This window comes from Blautia sp. AM23-13AC, from assembly GCF_003435675.1.
Classification (GTDB): Bacteria; Bacillota; Clostridia; order Lachnospirales; family Lachnospiraceae; genus Fusicatenibacter; species Fusicatenibacter saccharivorans.
In genome coordinates this window covers 133,782-155,281 of the sequence record NZ_QTUL01000002.1, presented here as the reverse complement: position 1 = coordinate 155,281, position 21,500 = coordinate 133,782, and the positions used below count along the sequence as shown (strand labels likewise).

Genomic DNA, 21,500 nt, shown 5'->3' with positions numbered 1-21,500 from the left:
CACTCCGGGGTTCCGCAATGAGAGGTTTTGTGGTACAATAAGCAGTGAGTCGGGCCGCAGGGGATGAGGGGGCCTGAAAAATATGAATCATACAGACAGGATGAAACAAAATGGAAAAAACCAAAAAACTGGCGGTAGGCATTTTAGCGCATGTCGATGCGGGAAAGACGACGCTGGCAGAGGGAATTTTATATAAAACAGGCCAGATCCGGAAAGCCGGAAGAGTGGATCACAAGGACGCCTTTCTGGACACGGAGGAACTGGAAAAAGCAAGGGGTATCACGATCTTTTCCAAACAGGCCGTGCTGAAGCTGAACGAGACGGAGGTCACACTCCTTGACACGCCGGGCCATGTGGATTTCTCGGCGGAGATGGAGCGCACTTTACAGGTCATGGACTATGCGGTTCTTCTGATCAGCGGTGCGAACGGCGTGCAGGGTCATGTGGAAACCCTGTGGCGGCTGCTCGCGCGGTATGAGATCCCGGTCTTTCTCTTTATCAACAAGATGGATCAGCCGGGCACGGATGCGGAAAAACTGCTGGAAGAACTGCAGAGCCGTCTCTCAGAGCACTGCCTGAATTTCTCGCAGGATCTCCAGAACGCAGAATTGCTGGAAGAACTCGCCATGTGTGATGAGGACGTGCTGGAGCAGTATCTGGAAACGGGAAGCGTGGAAGAAGACCAGATCCGCACGATGATCGCAGAGCGGAAGGTTTTTCCGTGCTGCTTTGGCTCTGCACTCAAGATGGAGGGCGTGACGGAATTTCTGAAAATTCTGGACCGGTTTACAAAAACGCCGGAGTACGGCGGGGATTTTGGTGCGCGCGTTTTTAAGATTTCAAGGGACACGGCAGGAAACCGTCTGACGCATCTGAAAATCACGGGCGGCGTGCTGAAGGTGAAGCAGATGCTCGGCGAAGAAAAGGCAGACCAGATCCGTATTTATTCCGGTGCGGGCTATACGATGGTACAGGAAGCACCGGCGGGGACGATCTGTGCCGTAACGGGACTGAACAGCACTTTCTCCGGTCAGGGCATCGGCAACGAAACCGAGGCGGAAAAACCGGTGCTGGAGCCGGTGCTGACGTACCGCATCGAGCTTCCGCCGGACTGCGATGTCCATCAGATGCTTGGAAAACTGCGCCAGTTAGAAGAAGAAATCCCGGAGCTCCACATTGTCTGGAATGAGCGCCTCGCGGAAATCCATGCGCAGGTCATGGGTGAGGTGCAGATCGAGATCTTAAAGAGTCTGATCCACGAGCGTTTCGGCGAATGGGTGGAATTCGGAGCCGGAAATATTGTATACAAAGAGACGATCCGCAGTACCGTGGAGGGTGTCGGCCATTTCGAGCCGCTGCGCCATTATGCGGAAGTTCATTTGCTGCTGGAGCCGGCAGAACCGGGCAGCGGACTGCAGATTGGAACCGTCTGCAGCGAGGACACCCTGGACCGCAACTGGCAGCGTCTGATCCTCACACATCTGCTGGAGCGGAAGCATCCCGGCGTGCTGACCGGGTCGGAGATTACCGATATGAAAATCACGCTGGTCAAGGGCCGTGCGCACATTAAGCACACCGAGGGCGGCGACTTCCGCCAGGCGACGTATCGTGCGGTGCGGCAGGGGCTGAAAAAAGCAGAATCCGTTCTGCTGGAGCCGGTCTATGCGTTCCGTCTGGAAATTCCGTCGGAATCGACGGGACGGGCGCTGAACGATATCCAGCGGATGTACGGCAGCTTTGAACCGCCGGAAATGGAAGGCGATATGACAGTGATCACCGGAACCGCACCGGTTGTGACGATGCAGGATTATCAGAAAGAAGTGACTGCTTACAGCCGGGGACGCGGAAGAGTGTTCTGTACCTTAAAAGGATATGAGCCGTGTCACAACGCGGAGGAAGTGATTGCCTCCATCGGCTACGATTCCGAGGCGGATGTGGAAAATCCGACGGGTTCTGTGTTCTGTGCCCACGGGGCAGGCTTTGTCGTTCCATGGAATGAAGTGGAAGACCATATGCATCTGGAATACACGCTGGAAAATCCGGAAGAAGAAAGCGATTCAGCCGAATCTGCGGCAGACCGGAGCGGCGGAGCATCCTCTGTGCAGAAAGCAAAAAAAGCATCTGACCGCGTGCCGATGGCAGCTTCCCTGCAGGAGGCAGAGGAGCTGGAAGAAATCTTTACGAGGACATACGGCAAAGTGGGGCGGAAGCGCGCCGGTTTCGAGCGGCGGACACGTCCGGTCACCTCGTCATCCGGCATCGGGGATCCCAAATATGCAAAATCAAACCGCCCGAAGGAGCCGCAGGAGGAATATCTGCTGGTGGATGGCTATAACGTTATTTTTGCATGGGATGATTTAAATGAGCTGGCGAAGTATAATATTGAGAGCGCCAGAGGAAAACTGATGGACATCCTGTCAAATTATCAGGGATATAAAAAAATGACGCTGATTCTTGTCTTTGATGCCTACAAAGTAAAAGGCAACCAGGGTGAGGTCGGCATGTACCATAATATTCATGTCGTTTATACGAAAGAGGCGGAGACGGCTGACCAGTACATCGAGAAAACGGTTCACAGGATCGGCCACAACGGCAACGTAACGGTGGCTTCCTCGGACGGTCTCGAGCAGATCATCATTATGGGAGCGGGCGCGCATCGTCTCTCCGCACGGGATCTGCGCACAGAGATTGAACATACAAACGGCCAGATCCGGGAAAACTATCTGGAGAAAGAACAGAAAACGAAGTCGTACCTGCTGGAGAACGCCTCCGGAGAACTGGGAGACTTTTTAAAAGAGCTGGAAGAAGAGCGAAAAAAAGAGAGTAAAAAGAGCAAAGGAAAGGCTTAAGATGAATTACGCAATCATACTATCGGGGGGAATCGGAACGAGAATGCAGATGGGGGATTTTCCGAAGCAGTATCTGGAAGTGGAAAAGAAACCGATTCTGCTGTATACGCTGGAGCAGTTTCAGAAAAGCAGTGCCGTTGAGAAAATCGTCATCGTGGCGGCAGATGCCTGGAGAGAGAAGATCCGCGGATGGATGGAAGAAGACGGGATTACGAAATTTCTCGCCTTTGCGGATGCCGGGGATACGCGGCAGGAATCCATTCATAATGGCCTTACCGTCTGCATGGAGGATTCCGTATCGGAGAACGACGGTGTGATCATCCACGACGGCGTGCGGCCTCTGGTGAGCGAACAGCTGATTGGCGACTGCCTTGCGGCGCTTGCCGATCATGAGGGCTGTATGCCGGTGCTGCCGATGAAGGACACGATCTATCAGAGCAGCGACGGAACGAAAATTGACCATCTGCTGGAGCGCAGCACGCTGTTTGCCGGTCAGGCGCCGGAAGCCTTCCGGCTGCATCCGTACGCGAAGATCAACCGGGAAGCATCGAAAGAGGAGCTGTCCCTCACAAGGGGAACGAGTGAAATTGCCTACCGCCATGGAATGGATGTGGCGATGATCCCAGGGGATGAGCGGAACTTTAAGATTACAACAAGGAGCGACCTGGAGCGTTTCTGTACGATTGTGGAAGGAGAAACGAAATGAGAGCATACGAGCTGCATGGAGTCAATGATTTAAGAAGGGAAGACATCGAAAAACCGGAAATCCCATCCGGCTGGGTTCTGGTGCAGGTAAAGGCATCAGGAATCTGCAGCTCCGATATTCCGCGGATTTTCACAAACGGAACATACCATTTTCCAACGATTCCGGGTCATGAGTTTTCAGGCGTGGTTGCCGCATACGGCGAGGGTGTGCCGGAAGAGCGAGTTGGAAAACGGGTCGGCATTTTCCCGCTGATCCCATGCCGCACCTGCCCGCAGTGCCGGCAGAAAAAATATGAGATGTGCGAACACTACGATTACCTCGGCTCGCGCCGGGACGGCGGCTTTGCGGAATACGTGGCCGTGCCGGACTGGAACCTGATGGAGCTGCCGGAAAACGTCAGCTTCCGCGAGGCAGCAATGCTGGAGCCGCTCTCTGTAGCGCTTCATGCGGTGAAACGAAGCGGTGTGAAGCCGGGCGATACCGCAGCAGTGATCGGAACGGGCATGATCGGTTTTGCAGCGGCAGCGTGGGCGAAAGCGCTCGGCGCCGAAACCGTTTTTGTGATTGGACGGGGCGAAGCAAAACGTGCGATCGCAGAACAGATCCCGGGCATCTCATATGTGACGGAAGAGGAGAGTAAAGCGATTCAGGCGGATGTTGTAGTAGAAGCGGTCGGAACGCCGCAGGCCGTTTCCAGTGCAGTTCTTCTTGCAAGACCGGGCGGAAGCATCGTGCTGATGGGAAATCCATCGGGCGATCTTGCGATGGAAAAGAACGTGTACTGGCGCATCCTGCGCAAACAGCTGAACCTGATGGGAACGTGGAATTCTTCTTATGAAAAAGATGAAGCCTGCGACTGGACGGAGGCACTCGATGCGCTTTCGAAGAAGAAAATCCCGGCACAGGCGCTGATCACGCACTGTTTCCCGTCCGAAAAGCTGATGGACGGACTGGAACTGATGAAAAATCATAAAGAGCCATACTGTAAAGTAATGGTTTCATGGGAGTAGAAATATGAGAAAAAGTCAGATATCGGCATCCATGATGTGCTCAAACCTTGTGGATCTGCAGGTGACGATCGATGTATTTGAAAAAGAAAAAGTCGAATATCTCCATATCGATGTGATGGACGGCGAGTTCGTTCCGAACTTCGGCCTTGGCGTCGACTACATCCGCGGACTGCGGGAACTGACGAGTATTCCGCTCGATCTTCATCTGATGATTAAAGACCCGGAGTACAAGCTGCCGTGGATCGGCATTCACAAAGAGGACATCGTGACGATTCATTATGAGAGCACTTTCCAGGTGCAGCGCGCGCTCGATTACCTCGTGCCGTACGGCTGCAAGCGGTTCCTCGCGATCAACCCGGCGACACCGATCGGGCAGATCGAGGAAGTGCTTGATTATATCGACGGCGTCAATCTTCTGATGGTGAATCCGGGCTTTGCCGGGCAGAAAATTGTGCCGAGTACGCTGCGCAAGGCGGAAAAGCTGCAGAAATTTCTGCAGGAGATGCACCGGGAGGACATCATTTTAGAAGTGGACGGAAACATTACGAAGGAGCACGGCGCGACGCTGCGTTCCTGTGGAGCCAGCATTTTTGTGGCGGGAACTTCGAGCATTTTCTGCACCGATGTATCGCACTTCGGAGAAAAAATCCGGGAATTCCGGAAAGCAGTGGAATAAGAAAAAGAACTGCCTTCCCGGGATGCACGGTTTGAAAAACAGACGAATACTGTAAAGTGAGAAATGACGGAGCGTGTCATATGGTAGAATTGCTTCTGCTTGCTGCGGCGCTCTCAGCCGATAACTTTGCAGTAAGCATCGGATATGGAAGCAGCAATACGAGAATTTCACCCGGCATGACGGCGCTGCTGAATCTGTTTTGCAGTGCTGCCCTGGTTGCTTCCGCGCAGTTTGGAAAAAGATTTCTGCAGTCCGCAGGACCGGAATGGGGAACCAGAGTGGGTGCGGGCTGCTTTTTTCTTATGGGAACGCTGAAAATTTTTGAGGAACTGAGAAAACGCAGAAGAAAAAAGCAGGGAAAACCAGAAGCAAGACTGGAACATCTGGAAAAACAGCTCCACCCACTGGAATTTGGCCTGCTGGCGGTTTCGATGTCGGTGGATGGAATTGTCTCCGGCGTCTTTGCCGCGGATCTTCCAGTGACAGGAGGACAGATCTTTTTTGCCTCCTTCGCGGTCGGAATGGCGGCGATGTATGCCGGAACTGCCATCGGAAAAAAGACGGGGCAGAAAAACGGCGGAAACGGAGCACTGTTCGGAGGAATTCTGTTCTATTTACTGGCGTTTTTAAAGCTCACATAGGATTACATGTAAGAAAGAAAAACCAGCAGATCCCGGCGTAAAATTGACAAGCCCGTGCAGATATGCTATAAAAGTAGGAGGTTTGCTGCTGGAAAATTTAAAAAACAGATGCAGCAGACAAAGTAAGAGAGGAAAATACATGATTTCAGTAGTAATCCCTTCGTACAACGGTGCAGAAACACTGTTTCAGGCAATCGACTCAGTCCTTTGCCAGACAACAAAAACCCCGCTGGAAATCCTGGTGATCGACGACCATTCCACGGACGATACGATGGAAAAGATGGGGCGTTACGGAGAAAATGACCGGGTACGGTATATCCGGAATGAGACAAACAAAGGAGCGTCCGCATCCAGAAACCGCGGTGTACAGCTCGCAAAGGGCGATTACATTGCCTTTCTGGACGCGGATGATTACTGGGATCCCGAAAAACTGGAAAAGCAGGAAAAATCCCTTGCAAAGACCGGTAATGTGCTCTGCTGTACGGGTCGGGAGCTGATTTACGATCAGGAACCGGAAAAGCAGAAGATTTTTTCTGTCCCGGAGCGGATCACCTACAAAATGCTGCTGCGCGGCAACGTGATCGGCTGCTCGTCGGTACTGGCCAAAAGAAGCGTTCTGCTGGAATTCCCGATGGAAAAGGACGAGTGCCACGAGGATTATCTGGACTGGCTGCGGATCCTGAAAAAATACGGGACAGCCTGCGGTGTGGATGAGCCTTTGCTGAAATACCGGCTGTCCAGCACAGGAAAATCGGGGAATAAACTGCATTCTGCAGGAATGACTTACCGTGTTTACCGCGAGCTGGGAATGGGAACGTTCCGCTCCCTGTACTGTTTTGCGTGCTATGCCGTAAACGGTGTGCGGAAGTATTACGGTAAGGGCAAAAAGAGAGGAAGAGATTGATGAACTATAAAAACAGGGAACAGTACAAACATCTGATGCGTGTCCTGGCGGTCGCGGCGATTGTGCTTCTGGAATGCGCTGTTTTTTCTGTGTTCTGGGACAGATACTATGCGAGCCACCTGTGGCTGGAGCCGTTCTGGGATAAGGGAAATCAGATTATCGTCGTGATCTACGGCATTTTTCTTCTGGTTTTCATGTACATTTACGGCGGCATGAAGATCGGCTACATGAAGGGAAGCAGCATCATCTATTCCCAGATGATGACGGCATTCTGTGCCAATGCGCTGATGTATCTGCAGATTATCCTGCTGTGGCGCCACCTGCCGTACATTCTGCCGATGGTCGGCATGACACTCGTGGACTTTGCGCTGGCAGGCATTGTATCCTGGCTTTTTGAGAAGACGTTTGCGCGTCTCTTTCCGCCAAGAGAGGTGCTTCTGATTTACGGTGAATACCCGATGGAAAGCTTGGAGCTGAAGATGAACCAGCGGCCGGACAAGTATATTGTAGCACATAAGGTGAGCGTGGAAGTGGGAGAGAAAGAGCTCTGCCGACAGATTGACGCATACGGTCAGGAGGGCGTGATCCTTGGCGATCTTCATTCGGAGCTGCGCAACCGTCTGCTGAAATATTGCTATGCGAAAGAAATCCGTGTCTATCTGACGCCGAAGCTGTCGGATATTATGGTACGGAAAGCGGAAGCGCTCCATATTTTCGATACACCGCTTCTGCTCGCGCGAAACAGTGGTCTTTCGTTTGATCAGAGATTCTGCAAGCGCCTGCTGGATCTGCTCGTATCGACGATTCTTCTTGTGATCACGTCGCCGATTATGCTGATCGCAGCGCTCTGCATCAAGCTGTATGACCATGGCCCGGTGTTCTTTAAACAGAAACGTCTCACGATCGGCGGAAAAGAATTCTATGTCTACAAATTCCGAAGCATGATCGTGGATGCCGAAAAAGACGGCGTAGCCCGCCTGGCAACGAAGAACGACAGCCGCATTACGCCGGTCGGAAAGGTGATCCGCGCGACGAGAATTGATGAGCTGCCGCAGCTTCTGAACATTTTCAAGGGCGATATGAGCGTCGTCGGACCGCGCCCGGAGCGGCCGGAGATTGCAAAGGAATATGAGGAATCGATTCCGGAGTTTGCTTACCGTCTGAAAGTAAAGGCAGGCCTTACCGGCTACGCCCAGATTTACGGAAAGTACAACACGACCGCATACGACAAGTTGAAGCTGGATCTGATGTACATAGAGAGCTATTCGATTTTAGAGGATCTGAAGCTGATTCTTGCAACCTTTAAGATTGTCTTCACAAAGGAGAGCACAGAAGGGCTCGAGGAAGGACAGACGATCAGCCTGAACGCGAAGGAAGAGGAGAAAAAAGATGTTTAATACCGAGGACGAAATTCTGCGCCGGCTGCAGGAAAAAAATCTGGAAATGGCCGTTATGTTTTACCACTGGTGCCAGAGAAATCATCTGACCTGTTATCTCTGCGGCGGCGGCTGTATCGGTGCAATCCGCCACGGCGGCTTTATTCCGTGGGACGATGATCTCGACTTTTTCATGCCGCGGAAAGATTACGAGAAGTTCCTGAAAATCTGGGATACGCAGGAGGAGAGTAAAATCTACAAGCTCGAGTACCCGAAAGAGGGCTTCTGCAATGCGCACACGTTTGCGAACATCCGCGACAGCTGCACCACGCAGGTGAAAAAGGAGCAGGTCGATATGGATCTCTGCCACGGCGTTGCGCTTGATATTCTCCCGATCGAGGGCTATGCACCGGGAAACCTTGCGCGGAAATGGCAGGTGATCGAGGGAAAGATTTTCCAGCTCTTCTGCACGCAGGTTATTCCGACCAAAGAACGCCACGGCGCGTTTATGCATTACCTGGGAACGATTCTGCTGGCGCTGGCTCCGACGCAGAAGATGCGGTACCGGATCTGGAAGCAGGCAGAAAACTATATTACAAAATTTGATATCGACAGCCCACGGGTGGACGGCATCACCGAGATGTGCGCACCGCAGGCGATTCTCCGGAAATATCCGAAAAAGATTTTTGCATCGGCGATTGAGGTTCCGTTCGAGAACGAGCGCCTGCCGATTCCGGTCGGATATGACACATATCTGCGCATGGCGTTCGGCGATTATATGAAACTGCCGCCGAAAGAACAGCAGAAAGGCCACCACGATGCGGCGTTTCTGGATCTCGATCATCCGTATGAGCAGTATAAGGGGATACACTACTGCTGTAAGAAATAAAGAAAGAGGATAAAACAATGCCGGAAATTTCAATCATTACCCCGGTGTATCAGGCAGAAAAATTTTTAAAAAAATGTGTGGATTCCATTCTCTCCCAGTCTTTTACGGACTGGGAGCTGCTTCTTGTAGATGATGGAAGCACCGACAAAAGCAGTGAAATCTGCCGGACATACGCAGAACAGGATGCGCGGATCCGTTATCACCAAAAAGAGAACGGCGGCGTCAGTTCGGCGCGGAATGCGGGCGTTGCGCTTGCAGAGGGGCGTTATATCACGTTTGTGGACAGCGACGATTTCGCAGCGGAGGATCTTCTGGAAACACTGTATCGTCTGGCGGAAAAATATGATGCCGAAATGAGTATCTGCCGCGGATACGATCTCTATGAAGGAAGGCCGGTGCCGGATCTGAAACAGGAGGGAATCGAATCTGTGACCGACAGCGAGGAGGGACTGCGCCAGGTGATGAAGGCGCGCGTGTTCGGCGTGATGCCGTGGGGCAAGCTGTATCGGAGAGAGATTTTCGAGGGCGTTGTCTATCCGGAGAAAACAATCGCCGAGGATGCATACGTCATCGTTCCGTTAATGGAGCACTGCCGGAAGGTGGCCTTTTCCACAGCACAGAAATACTATTATGTGCACCGGCGCGAAAGCCTCACGACAAGCGGTTTTCGCTGGTCAGATCTGGGTTCGGTGGAAGTATGGGATCATAATCAGAATGTCGTGGAAGAACGCCACCCGGCGCTGAAAAAAGAAGCAGGTGTGCGCTGCTGCTGGGCGCGGTTTTTCGTGCTGGACAAGCTGATGCTGTTGGAAACCATGGACGCGGAGAAAAAGGCGCTTGCGAAGAGGCTGGCAAAAGAGCTTAAAAAGCATCCGCTTCTGGTACTGGAAGGCGATCACTTCACGAACGGGCGGAAAATCGCCTATCTGACCCTGTTTCTGGGAACCGGAATTTACCGGCAGTGCGTTCGTGCACTGTTCCGGAAAAGAAATTTATAAAAAATGCGGCAGAAGCGAATGAGATTTTCGTTTCTGCCGCATTTTTATATGGATTTTTCTAGCTTTCTTTTTCGGAAAGCAGAACACCGTTTTTATCAAACACATACGTTGTTCCGTCAATTTTTTTCGTCCCGGTGACGCATCCGCCCCAGCTCTGGAAATAATATGTTTTTCCGTCAATTTCTGCCCAGCCGGTCTGCATGGAAGCATCATCGTTGAAGTAATACCAGTTGTTTTTATAATAGAACCACTGCGATTTTCTCGCACCGCCCCAGCTGTAGGTAAAGTACCAGACACCTTCCCGGATCACCCATTGGTTTGCCGGCATGACGCCGTTTTCATCAACAAAATAAAGATTGTTATCATACGTAAAGGCTTCATCCGTTTTCCGTGTACAGTCCTCATTAATATAATAGTATTTATTCTGAAGCAGCAGCCAGCCTTCGTGTGCGGCACCGCCCCAGCTTCTGAGATAATAATAGTTTCCATCCCATTTCAGCCACTGGTTCTGATACATTTTTCCGCTCTTATTTACAAAGTAGAGATTGTTGTCATACAGGAAACTTTCGTTCTGCTTCAGGGAACCGTCCGCATTCATAAAATACCAGGCGCCATCGATCTGATACCAGCCATTGGTTACGCAGGAATATTTCTGTACATAATACCAGGCACCGTCATGGTACAGCCAGGTGCTGCCGGAAATACCGCCCCAGGAAAGAAATTTGACGCGGTAACCGTTTAAGGTAAGTGTCGTATTGCGTGCGGCACCTCCCCATGTGTAAAAATAGTACATCGTTTTGGTCTCTGGATCAGCGTGCCATCCGGACGAATACATAATACCGGTATCCTTGGCGAGATAGTACCAGTTGTTGCTGATAAACTGCCATCCGGTCTGCATCTCACCGCTGCCGGAAAAATAATAGTAATCTCCGTCAAGCAGAAGCCAGCCTGTTGCCATAACGCCGTCCGCGCCGAGGTAATACGTTTTGTGGTCGAGGGTGAGCCAGCCGGTATACGGTGTTTCATCATCGTTGTAGTAATACCATTTTCCATCCCGTTTTACCCAGCCGATGACGTGGCGTTCGTTTGTGATCACGCCGTTTTCATCGGCGGTATATTCGATGCCCGTTTCTGTGTCGCGCCAGGAAGTGGAGCATACGAGAAGATGGCTGCTGTCTGCATAATATTTCTGTCCGCCGCGGGTGAAAAATCCGCTGTACGGGATGCCGTCATGATAAGCAACGAGCTTGGAAGAACGGCCGCGGTAAATTTCATAGGTATCATCCACGTTGGAAGTGACCGCGGAACCGGAAAAGTCAGCAATGACTGCCGGAAGATCGCCGGAATATTCTGTCGTGGAAAATACGCGCAGCCCCAGAGAGGTCAGGGTCTCGACGGTATCGTTATCCATAATACGGAAGTCACCGGTCTGGATAAAATATTCCGGGTTGACGGCAGCAAGATAGTCTGCATCGACAGCATTCGGATATCCGTGATGATTGGAAGTCATCAGATCAATGCTGTACAGCCCGTAGTTCGAAACAATCCGGCTGGCATCGCCCTCGACGTCGTCGATATCACTCGTCAGAAAAGCGTGGTGGTCGTTTGCGGAGGCAATTACACCAAGACAGAACTGGTTGGCGTCCTCTTTTGGACTTGTGAGATAATCTTCCTCGTAGTTGACAATCTGGATCTGGAAATTTCCAAAAGCAAAATCAGGAGATCCTTCTTCTGCGGAGGCGGCACCGGGATTCAGATGCTGGATCAGGGTCACACCTTCAGTCTCTTCTACAGCAGTAAGAAGCTGGTCGTAGACATAAAGATTGTCCCAGAGACGCGCAGTATTATAGATATAACTGTCATCATACGGGAGCAGATAAACCCGGTCGGGGGAATACAGCCGCACGATGGTATCGCCGGTTCCAATATGGTCGCTGTGCGGATGTGTTGCAACATAAAACTGCAGATTATCGGAGGTGACACCGAGGGAGTCCAGGTAGGAGAGTACCTCATCGTCGTAGCCGGTCGACGTTGTGATGCCGCTGCGCAGCGGATAACGCGGATCAGATCCGTCAGGGTAATCCCAGTCCTCGCCGGAGTCTACCATGCCGAAAATTTTCTGGCCATTATCGTCTACACTTTCCAGAACGATGGCATTGGAGCCGCTGTCGAGTGTCAGAATGTGAATTTTTGCTGTAGTATCAGCCGCATGTGTGTTTTCCGGGGTGAGAAAAAGAAAAGCAGCGGCAAGGGATGCCGCGCCGATGGAAAACACGGATCTGCGGGTATGCCGGGAAAAAGGCATATCAATGGCTCCTTTCGTAACATATATCATTAAAACAAAAAGTAAAACAGCCGGGCGGAAAATAAGCGCTCGACATCACAATTATACAAAATTTCAGGGAAAAGTCAATGTTTATTAGAATTTCGATTACTTGACGCAGACAGGGCATCATGTTAGAATGAGTGGGATTGGGAATGTAAGGAAAAGAAAGGAACCAAACATGATTACCTTATTAAAAATGCCGGCACTGTTTCTGGGAATGCTCGCGGTGTTCTGCTGCCTGGGTTCTTTTTTTATCAGAGAAAACAGGTATGAGAGCGGACATCTGGGTGAAACTGTGCTGTTTGGCTTTATTGCATATTACTTCTTATTTGAACTGATTTCTGTGCCGATGATGGTGCTCGGTGCAAAGCTGCATCTGCTCGCATGGGTATGGGCTGCTGTTGTGGCTGTCCTTGTAATTGCTTCCATCTGTCTTCATCTGGGAATGTGGAGAGAGTGGAGAAAAAGAAGCGGCGGTTTCTGGAGAGGAAAGACGGCGGCTTTTTATGTGATGCTGGTGCTGATTGGAATCCAGCTGTATTTTGTTGCTGCACTGCAGGAAAACGGCAGTGCGGATGCAGCGTATTATGTGGGAAGTGTGACAACGAACCTTGCGACAGATTCCATCAGCAGCTTTGACCCATATACAGGAAAAGCACTGGATTTTTTTAACATCCGTTATGTGTTCAGCATGTATCCGGCAGCAAATGCAGTACTGTGCCGTTTAACGGGCCTTCATCCGCTCGTAGTGACGAAGGTGATTCTCTGTATGATGACGGTAGTTTTAAGTTATCTCGTCTATGCACAGATCGGAAAGGCGCTGTTAAAAGAAAAACAGATGGTATGGGTGCTCCTGTGCTTTATCAGTGTTGTGAATCTGAATTTTCATACGATCTTTTCGAATGCGTCGTTCCTGCTGACGAGGGGATACGAGGGAAAGGCCGTATTGTGCAATATCATCCTCCCGTTTCTGTTTTATCTTGGCCTGCGCATGTATCAGGAGAAAAACGGAAAGAGAGTCTGGCTGCTGTTTTTCATGACAGGCGTCGCTGCGATTGACCTTACGATGTCATCCATGATGACCGTACCGGTGGCCATGAGTGCTGTGATTCTGCCGAATCTTGTGCGGAAAAAACGCTGGGGACAGAGCGGGCTCTATCTGCTTGCTGTGCTGCCGTGTGTGCTGGTGCTTGGGGTCTATCTCCTTGGTGTGCGCGGTATCCTGCAGATTCCGGTTGTGCGGTAGAAAGGAGAAAATGTGGGCGGAATAAATCTGAATGAGAGCGGCCTCGATTTTGTGAGACAGGTCTTTGTGACGTTTGGAGGAAACACAACCGTACTGACGCTGTTTCTGCTGTCGGTGCTGTATCTCGCTTTAAAAGGAAAAAAGGAAGAGCGGTATGTGTTCGTAACAACCGCTGTTTTTCTGGCCTTTACGGTATACAATCCATTTGCGGTGAAATATATCCTGGGAAAACTTGGAATGGTCAATGTCTATTACCGGTTTTTCTGGATTCTGCCGATGGTACTGACCATCGGATATGCCTGCACGAAAGTTGTGGGCGGGCAGAAAAAAGGCTGGAGACGGTATCTGACCGCGGCTGCGCTGGCAGCGGTCATCTGTTTTGGCGGAAATTCCGTACTGGCTGGCGGACTGCCGAAGCTGCCGGATAACCAGTACAAGATGCCAGATGATCTTCTGGCCGTCTGTACGGTGCTGCACGAAGAAGCGGGAGAGGGAACCGTAAGAGTTGTCTTTGAACCGGATTTCAACCTGATCGTGCGGCAGTATGATGCTTCGTTTGAACTGGTTCTGGACCGCGATATGGTTCTGACCTATCAGGGCTCCAATACGGTATCAACTGATGCACTGACCGAGCAGGAAATTGAAGACGAAACAAAGATCCTTCAGATTATCACACAGATGGATCTGTCGCTGGATCAGAAAGAATTTTACAGAAGTCTTAGGGAAATGAATGCAGAGTATATTGTACTTTCGAGCAGTTCAGCGGCAGTATCCTATGTGGAAACAGCGGGGTGCATCCCGGTAAGAGAAGTAGAAGGGCATATCATTTTCCGCGTGGAAGAAAAGTAAGAAGGAGGACTTGTTTTTGAATAAGGCAAAAGATTATATTCAGCTGCACCTGAATATTCTGCTGTTTTCTCTGACGAGTGTGTTCTCGAAAGCAGCATCGGTTCAGCTGAACCGGGGAGGAATCAAAAATCCTCTATTATATGTATTTTTATTTCTGATGGTTGCAAATTGTGGCATTTACGCTATTGCATGGCAGAAGGTAATCAAAAAATTCTCTTTGTCAACCGCATATGCAAACCGCAGCGTCTATCTGATCTGGTCCCAGATCTGGGCCGTGATCATTTTCCATGAAAATCTGACGGTAAAAAATATCATCGGCCTTCTGATTGTGCTGGTGGGAGTTATGGTGGTGCAGCGATATGAATAAATATATGATTTTAATGCTGATCTGTACAATGTTTTCCGCAGTATCACAGATTCTGCTGAAACAGAGCGCCAACGAGGAGCATGCATCTGCACTTCGCGAGTATCTGAACTGGCGCGTGATTGTGGCGTATCTGATTTTTGGCAGTGTACTTCTTTTAAATACGTATGCCTACACACAGGTAGATTTGAAATACGGTCCGGTGTTGGATACTTTTACGTACGTCTTTGTCCTGCTGCTTTCCTTTGGCGTTTTGAAAGAAAAGGTATCAAAAGGAAAGCTGATTGGGAATCTGATTATTATCCTGGGGGTACTGGTGTATACATTGCCGTAAAACGTTCCGATGATGGAAAGAAAGCGATATCAGCTAAGCTGTCCTTGTCCTTTGAAATAGGGGGTCTGCGTACAACAAACGAAAGGCTTTTGATTATGAATAAGAAAAAAATAGATTATCGTTTTAAGATATTATATGCTGTGGCGATTCTGATGGTTGTTGCGGGACATTGTGATGGTGGTGGAATTTCTTTGGACTTTGCGCAATGGTTTCCGTATGAGGGAATCCATCTGGCGCTGTTTACTTTTTGTTCAGGATATTTTTTTAAAGATGCAGCACTGAAACGACCGGGGAGATATGTCTGTAAAAAGCTTCGTACCCTGATACTTCCAATGTATGGGTATACGATTGCGTATGGGCTGCTTGTCAGGTTATTACATCGGTGGGACTTTCAAATCGGTGGAAAATTTAATTTGCACAATATTCTGATTTCACCTTTAAACGATGGGCATCAGTTTGTTCTTAATATGGCCGGCTGGTATATTGTGCCCTTGTTTATGGTAGAAATATTAAATTGTATGATTCGGGCATTTTTTAAGCGAAAAGGATGGCAGATACCGGAATGGATATTTTTTGCAGGGGCAGTACTTATTGGAATGGGCGGCAATTTTTTGGCGATTATGGAATATCGCACCAGCTGGTGGCTGACAGTGGTCAGAATTCTGTATTTTGCTCCGTTTTATGCAATGGGTATTTTTTATAAAAAGATACTGGAGAAATATGTGGACAGGATTCCATCTGTAGTGTATTTTGCGATTGTGTTTGCTGCAAAACTTATGATTTTTCTTCATTATAAAACTAGGTTGGCTTATACGCCAGCGTGGTGCAATGACTTTAATCAAGGACCGGTCATGCCAATTATTATTGGTTTTTTGGGAATTGCACTTTGGATGCGGATTGCAACGATAATGGAACCAGTACTTGGAAGAAAAAAGTGGATTAATCTTCTTGCAGACAACACATTTTCGATTATGGAAAATCAGTTTTTGGGTTTTTTACTTGTAAAAGTTGCTTTCGGAACAATTGCGAATGGCACAAAGCTGTTTTTGAAGTTTGACTGGTCAAGATGTAAAAGTGATATTTGGTGGTATTATATGCCGAAGGACGTAGAACAGACAAAAATTCTGTATTTATTAGCAGCGATTTTTGTTGCCTTACTGATCCAGTGGATCCTTACACAGGTGAAAAAAATGGGAAAAAACATATTTTTGTACGTAAGACAATAGTTAAGCGTATACTGCTTTAAATATTTTGCAAGATAAAAATCCCGCAGAAAAAGAAATGAAAACTTTTTCTGCGGGATTTTATTTTATATTGCATAGATCTGAATCGTTATCAAATTTTTATTGATAATCGATAGGAGACAGGTCGTGAGGATCATCTTCCGCAGAAGAGCCTAGATGTCTGATGGTTTTGGAATTATCCTCATTTTCAGAGAAATCGTCCTCATCTATTCCAGAAGAAGAACTTTCGACTGTGGAATCCAAATCGTTTTCTGTAAAAGAAGAAGCGGAGGAAATGTCACTTACCGAAGTGGAGTCGGGTGTTTCCTCTTCCAATTCAGGATTTGTATCGCAAGGACCCTCGATGAGATGGTAATCCGACTCGGAAAAATGATACCATTTCCCATCCTCAAGCTTTTGCCAGCCGGAAACCGCGTGGCCGTCCTTATCAATAAAATAAGACTGCTTACCGTCAGCCCAGAGCTGATGTGGATTGTAAGTTACCCATTCGTTATTGGCAAATCGATCTTCTTCCTTAATATAAAATTTCTGATATTCGCCATCGCCGACCCAGACGGGGGTAAGATCAGCATCAAGTTCATCGAAGAATCGGGAGCCCATAGAGAGCTGGCGATTCAGTTCATCGAAGCCAAGTTCTTCGGCAAGTGTAGGCTTGTCTGAAAAAAGATTCGTACCAAGTCCAAGACGGTCACCGTCAATGACAGCTCCAAGGCTTGCGAGAGTAGTTGGGAACATATCCATCGTGGTGAAAATCCGATTTTTTTCATGAACCGGAAGAATGGGTGAATTTAAAATAGCGTTATAAGTAGAACGTTGATAATCTTCATCGATGTTTTCACAAAAATCAGAGTCCATGGTCAGATGATCACCGGAAAGAATTATAGTCGTGTTTTCATAAAAAGGCTGTTCCTTGATCCAGTCTATAAACTCACTGACACGGGAACTGGAGCAGTCAATCACCATACCGTAGTGGTCATCTCCGTACTGCTTTTCATCACACTCGTCACATTTGTAGCCGTCCTCGAAGTGGGTGGCAACAGTCAGCATACTGAAGTTGAACGGTTCGTCATTCTTGGAAATCTCCGTCAGTTTATCTTTTGCATACTCAAACAGTTTGGCATCTTCATAGCCCCACCACTGGTAGTAGCCTTCCGGGATCAGTCCCTCGCTGATCGCCCAGTAGTAATCGTCAATTTCATAATCACCGTGCGAAGTGAAGTAATTCTTCCGTCCGCCGAATGCGGCATCGGAACCCATCATAAAGTACTGTTTGTAGCCGGCTTCATTGAGAACGTCGCCAAGTGTTGAAAGCTGCGGAAAAAAGCTGTCCTGATAAGCCATCTCATTGCCTTGAATCGAAAGCTTCAGCGGAAGACCGGAAGTCTGTGCAAAGAGACCGCCCATGGTCCAGGTGGTTCCGGTTGTCGGATAAGCGCCGCCCAGCTTGTCGGAGTTGGAAAAATTGATATTGTCCAGGGCAAGATTAGTCAGGGCGGGAATAAAATTGTGGTCGTAAGCACCGCCGTCTTTTTTATCAGAATAGGTGCTTTCCATTGATTCCAGATAAATATAGATCAGATTCCGTTTCTTTTCCGGGAATGTAATCGTTGTCTGGGACGGATTGACGTAATTATCTTCGATCAAAGTGCTGTAGCTGTTCTGAATGTGCAGGTAAGTATCGATATCCAGCGTCGTCCAGACATTATAAAGAGAATAGGAAGAAAGAGCGATTCCCAGGGCAATGCAGATGCAACCGAGAATGATTTCCACTTTCTTCCGATGGCGCAGGATAATAAAAAGCGCGATCAGAATAGCAAGAACGGCAAAAGAGATCATGCCGCAGGACCAGACGTAACTCCAGAGCACATCCTTGCTGGTACCCTCAAGGGGTGCCTTTAAGTGATAAACAAGTTCTTCCATATCAAGATGCGCCCAGGTCGCGAGCATCCAGCGGGAAGACGTAAAAAGAAGGATCCCAAGGAATCCTAACAGAACGGAAAGAATGGAAAAAAGTATCTTTCCAACATGCTGTACTTTTTTGCGAGACACAGTAAATAACCTCCAGTTTTCTTTAGTGTTTTATAATAGGTAACAAACAGGTAGCGTTAGGTATAAAATATAACTGGGAACTTACGATATTATAACAGAAACTTTACGAAAAAAATAGTATTTTCTTAAAAAATACGAGTGGAAAAATGAAAATCCGGGAATTTACATGAAAAGCGGCGGGGCGGGCGTGAAAATGGGTTCTTGAGTTTCTCAGAAAAGAATGGTATAATAGCAAAGATTGTAGACACAAAAGAGGTCAAAAAAAGATCTGTTCACATTTTTGTGGAGAAGAGAAAGGAAAGAAAAATGGGAAAAATTAAAGTAGAATCTTGTGAAATTGAAGGATTAAAAGTAATTACCCCAACCGTATTCGGCGATGAGCGCGGATATTTTATGGAGACATACAATTACAATGATTTTAAAGAAGCCGGCATTGATGTCCAGTTCGTACAGGATAACCAGTCTGCATCCAAAAAAGGTGTCCTGCGCGGACTTCACTTCCAGATCAATTACCCGCAGGACAAACTGGTACGCGTGGTAAACGGTGAAGTATTCGATGTTGCAGTTGACCTTCGCGAGGGATCCAAAACCTACGGAAAATGGTTCGGCGTGCTGCTTTCAGCAGAAAACAAGAAACAGTTCTTTATTCCGAAGAATTTTGCACACGGATTTATCGTACTCTCTGACTACGCAGAATTTGCTTATAAATGTACGGATTTCTATCATCCAAACGATGAAGGCGGTCTGTATTTTGACGATCCGGAGATCGGCGTGGAGTGGCCGATGCCGGAAGGAATGACAAAAGAAGATCTGATTATTTCGGAAAAAGATCATAAATGGGGCGGAATTAAGGATTTAAAGAAATAAGGAGTAAAAAACATTTATGAACGTATTCAAAGAACTTTATCAGAACCGGAAACTGATCTGGAAACTGTCGAAAAATGATTTCCGCAACAAATTTGCCGGAGCGTATTTTGGCATCGTATGGGCATTCATTCAGCCGATGGTGACGGTTGCTGTTTATTTTGTCGTGTTTCAGCTCGGACTGCGTGTACAGCCAGCTGCCACCGGATATCCGTATATCTGCTGGCTGGTTTCCGGTATTATTCCGTGGTTCTTCTTTTCTGATGCGCTGCCAAGTGCGTCAAATTGTCTGCTGGAATACAGTTATCTGGTAAAGAAGGTCGTATTTAAAATCAGTGTACTTCCGATTGTAAAGGTGATTTCTTCCCTGTTTGTACATCTGTTCTTTATTGTGTTTGCTATTTTGATTTTTGCACTGATGGGAAAACTTCCGCCGGTTCAGATTATCCAGATCGGGTACTATACCTTTGCGGTGATCTGTCTCGTCGTTGTACTTTCCTATCTGACCTGTTCCATCACACCGTTTTTCCGCGATTTCGGCCAGATTATCAATGTAATTCTGAATGTCGGCATGTGGGCAACCCCGATTCTGTGGGATACCACAACAATTCCGAATATTCCGAACTGGCTGAACAGCCTTCTGAAGCTGAATCCTCTGTACTATATTGTCCAGGGATATCGTGACAGCTTTATGAATGGACTCTGGTTCTTCGAGCATCCATGGCACACCCTTTACTTCTGGGCTTTTGTGCTTATGGCAGGACTAATCAGTTCCAAAGTGTTCAAGCGCCTCCGGGTTCATTTCTCAGATGTATTATAGGAGGATGGAATGAGCACAGAAAATACAGAAACAGTAATTTCAATTAACCATGTCAGCAAGGTCTACAAGCTGTTTGAAAAGCCGATGGACCGTCTGAAAGAATCGCTTTCACTGACACATAAAAACTATCACACCGATCATTTTGCGCTGGAGGATATCTCGCTCGAGGTGCACAAAGGCGAGTGTGTCGGTATCATTGGAACGAACGGCTCCGGAAAATCCACACTGCTGAAAATCGTCACAGGTGTCTTAAACCCGACGAGCGGAAACGTGGAGTTAAAGGGAAGAGTCAGTGCCATTCTGGAACTGGGTGCAGGCTTTAACATGGAGTATACCGGTATTGAGAACATTTTCCTGAACGGAACGATGCTTGGCTATACTGAGGAGGAGATGAAGGCAAAGCTCGACGATATCATTGCGTTTGCAGAGATCGGTGACTTTATCAATCAGCCGGTTAAGACGTATTCCAGCGGTATGTTTGCCCGCCTTGCCTTCGCGGTTGCGATCAATGTGGATCCGGATATTCTGATTGTCGATGAGGCCTTAAGCGTCGGAGACATTTTCTTCCAGTCCAAGTGTTACCGGAAATTTAACGATCTGAAAGAAGCAGGAAAAACGATCCTTTTCGTTTCCCACGATATGGGCAGCGTCATCAAGTACTGTGAGAGATGTCTTCTGATTAACAAAGGAAAACAGGTGATGGTTGGAAAATCGTCGGAGGCAGTCGATGTCTACAAGAAGATTCTTGCCAACCAGTACGATGATGAGACAAAAGAAGAGGAAGAGACCGAAGAGAGTGCAGAACAGACCGAAGAGAGAACCGAAGCAGATGCATCCGGTGCCATATCGGCAGAAAAGCCGAAAAAAGGCCTCTGGAGAGAACGCCTGATTGCGAATGCGCAGCTGGTAGAGTATGGAGACAAGGCTGCGGAGATCGTGGACTTTGCGATTATCGACCACAAAGGTATGATTACATCTTCTGTGGATAAAAACCAGAGATTCCGCATCAAGATGAAAATCAAGTTCCATGAAACGATGGAGCATCCGATTTTTGCCTTTTCGATCAAAGACCGGAAGGGAACGGAGATTACCGGAACGAATACGGCGCTGGAGGATTACACAAAAGACGTGGTGGAAGCAGGAAAGACCGTCACGGTATGCTTTGACCAGATCATGCCGCTGCAGAGCGGACAGTATCTGATGTCGTTTGGATGTACCAGCTACCATCTGGAAGAGCTGGTGATCCACCACAGACTGTACGATGCTTGCTTCCTGGAAGTCTTCTCCATGAAAGACACCGTAGGATTTTTTGATATGAACTCTACCGTGACCTACGAGTAGGATGCGGAGGATAA

General features: G+C 48.4%; 19 protein-coding genes. 17 read left to right on the top strand and 2 right to left on the bottom strand.

All coding sequences use genetic code 11. The features are described from left to right. Positions 1-110: 110 nt before the first annotated feature. From DW642_RS03155 to DW642_RS03115, 9 genes are all read left to right on the top strand, one after another. Positions 111-2,849, top strand: coding sequence for a translation factor GTPase family protein (locus tag DW642_RS03155; protein WP_117509239.1), 2,739 nt, complete (start codon positions 111-113; stop codon positions 2,847-2,849). Between the two features lies 1 nt (position 2,850). Further along, positions 2,851-3,555 carry an IspD/TarI family cytidylyltransferase gene (locus DW642_RS03150; RefSeq protein ID WP_055219430.1) on the top strand — a complete coding sequence of 235 codons (705 nt, stop codon included), beginning with the start codon at positions 2,851-2,853 and terminating at the stop codon, positions 3,553-3,555. Beyond that, positions 3,552-4,565 (top strand): galactitol-1-phosphate 5-dehydrogenase, encoded by a 1,014-nt coding sequence (locus tag DW642_RS03145; RefSeq protein ID WP_055219428.1) that lies wholly within the window; start codon positions 3,552-3,554, stop codon positions 4,563-4,565. Before DW642_RS03150 ends, DW642_RS03145 begins: the two co-directional genes overlap by 4 nt. 4 nt (positions 4,566-4,569) lie before the next feature. Beyond that, positions 4,570-5,241, top strand: coding sequence for a ribulose-phosphate 3-epimerase (locus DW642_RS03140; protein WP_117509238.1), 672 nt, complete (start codon positions 4,570-4,572; stop codon positions 5,239-5,241). An 80-nt stretch (positions 5,242-5,321) separates the two neighbouring features. Next, a complete protein-coding gene (locus tag DW642_RS03135) occupies positions 5,322-5,882 on the top strand; it encodes a manganese efflux pump (protein WP_055219426.1) in 561 nt (186 codons plus the stop codon). A gap of 139 nt (positions 5,883-6,021) precedes the next feature. After that, positions 6,022-6,786 (top strand): glycosyltransferase family 2 protein, encoded by a 765-nt coding sequence (locus DW642_RS03130; RefSeq protein WP_117509237.1) that lies wholly within the window; start codon positions 6,022-6,024, stop codon positions 6,784-6,786. Then, positions 6,786-8,183: a sugar transferase gene (locus tag DW642_RS03125; RefSeq protein WP_022462990.1), complete on the top strand. Its 1,398-nt coding sequence runs from the start codon at positions 6,786-6,788 to the stop codon at positions 8,181-8,183. The genes DW642_RS03130 and DW642_RS03125 overlap by 1 nt, the downstream gene beginning before the upstream one ends. Beyond that, positions 8,176-9,051 carry a LicD family protein gene (locus DW642_RS03120; RefSeq protein ID WP_117509236.1) on the top strand — a complete coding sequence of 292 codons (876 nt, stop codon included), beginning with the start codon at positions 8,176-8,178 and terminating at the stop codon, positions 9,049-9,051. The genes DW642_RS03125 and DW642_RS03120 overlap by 8 nt, the downstream gene beginning before the upstream one ends. 17 nt (positions 9,052-9,068) lie before the next feature. Further along, on the top strand, positions 9,069-10,049 hold the full coding sequence (locus DW642_RS03115; RefSeq protein WP_055219419.1) for a glycosyltransferase family 2 protein: 981 nt from the start codon (positions 9,069-9,071) through the stop codon (positions 10,047-10,049). 58 nt (positions 10,050-10,107) lie between these two features. Here the strand turns inward: DW642_RS03115 and DW642_RS03110 are convergent, their stop codons facing one another. Further along, positions 10,108-12,354 (bottom strand): hypothetical protein, encoded by a 2,247-nt coding sequence (locus DW642_RS03110; protein ID WP_158554961.1) that lies wholly within the window; start codon positions 12,352-12,354, stop codon positions 10,108-10,110. Positions 12,355-12,553: 199 nt separating this feature from the next. Between DW642_RS03110 and DW642_RS03105 the strand changes: the two genes are divergently transcribed. The 5 genes from DW642_RS03105 to DW642_RS03085 all read left to right on the top strand — a co-directional run bounded on the left by DW642_RS03105 (position 12,554) and on the right by DW642_RS03085 (position 16,394). Continuing rightward, positions 12,554-13,621, top strand: a complete 1,068-nt coding sequence (locus DW642_RS03105; RefSeq protein WP_117509234.1) for a DUF6077 domain-containing protein — start codon at positions 12,554-12,556, stop codon at positions 13,619-13,621. Between the two features lie 12 nt (positions 13,622-13,633). Continuing rightward, positions 13,634-14,470 (top strand): hypothetical protein, encoded by an 837-nt coding sequence (locus tag DW642_RS03100; protein ID WP_055227571.1) that lies wholly within the window; start codon positions 13,634-13,636, stop codon positions 14,468-14,470. Positions 14,471-14,486: 16 nt separating this feature from the next. Continuing rightward, positions 14,487-14,837, top strand: a complete 351-nt coding sequence (locus tag DW642_RS03095) for an EamA family transporter (RefSeq protein ID WP_022462984.1) — start codon at positions 14,487-14,489, stop codon at positions 14,835-14,837. Further along, positions 14,830-15,168 carry an EamA family transporter gene (locus tag DW642_RS03090; RefSeq protein ID WP_022462983.1) on the top strand — a complete coding sequence of 113 codons (339 nt, stop codon included), beginning with the start codon at positions 14,830-14,832 and terminating at the stop codon, positions 15,166-15,168. Before DW642_RS03095 ends, DW642_RS03090 begins: the two co-directional genes overlap by 8 nt. Positions 15,169-15,263: 95 nt before the next feature. Then, positions 15,264-16,394: an acyltransferase family protein gene (locus tag DW642_RS03085; protein ID WP_117509233.1), complete on the top strand. Its 1,131-nt coding sequence runs from the start codon at positions 15,264-15,266 to the stop codon at positions 16,392-16,394. Positions 16,395-16,511: 117 nt separating this feature from the next. Here DW642_RS03085 and DW642_RS03080 read toward each other — a convergent pair whose 3' ends face one another. Next, positions 16,512-18,461 (bottom strand): sulfatase-like hydrolase/transferase, encoded by a 1,950-nt coding sequence (locus DW642_RS03080; protein WP_070103202.1) that lies wholly within the window; start codon positions 18,459-18,461, stop codon positions 16,512-16,514. Between the two features lie 306 nt (positions 18,462-18,767). On the opposite strand from DW642_RS03080, the gene rfbC reads away from it, so the two are divergent. The 3 genes from rfbC to DW642_RS03065 are packed head-to-tail and all read left to right on the top strand — an operon-like array spanning position 18,768 to position 21,486. Then, positions 18,768-19,328 carry a dTDP-4-dehydrorhamnose 3,5-epimerase gene (gene rfbC / locus DW642_RS03075; RefSeq protein ID WP_022462980.1) on the top strand — a complete coding sequence of 187 codons (561 nt, stop codon included), beginning with the start codon at positions 18,768-18,770 and terminating at the stop codon, positions 19,326-19,328. A gap of 16 nt (positions 19,329-19,344) precedes the next feature. After that, positions 19,345-20,145, top strand: a complete 801-nt coding sequence (locus DW642_RS03070; RefSeq protein ID WP_055227566.1) for an ABC transporter permease — start codon at positions 19,345-19,347, stop codon at positions 20,143-20,145. Between the two features lie 9 nt (positions 20,146-20,154). Further along, positions 20,155-21,486 (top strand): ABC transporter ATP-binding protein, encoded by a 1,332-nt coding sequence (locus DW642_RS03065; RefSeq protein ID WP_117509232.1) that lies wholly within the window; start codon positions 20,155-20,157, stop codon positions 21,484-21,486. The last annotated feature ends 14 nt before the right edge of the window (positions 21,487-21,500 follow it).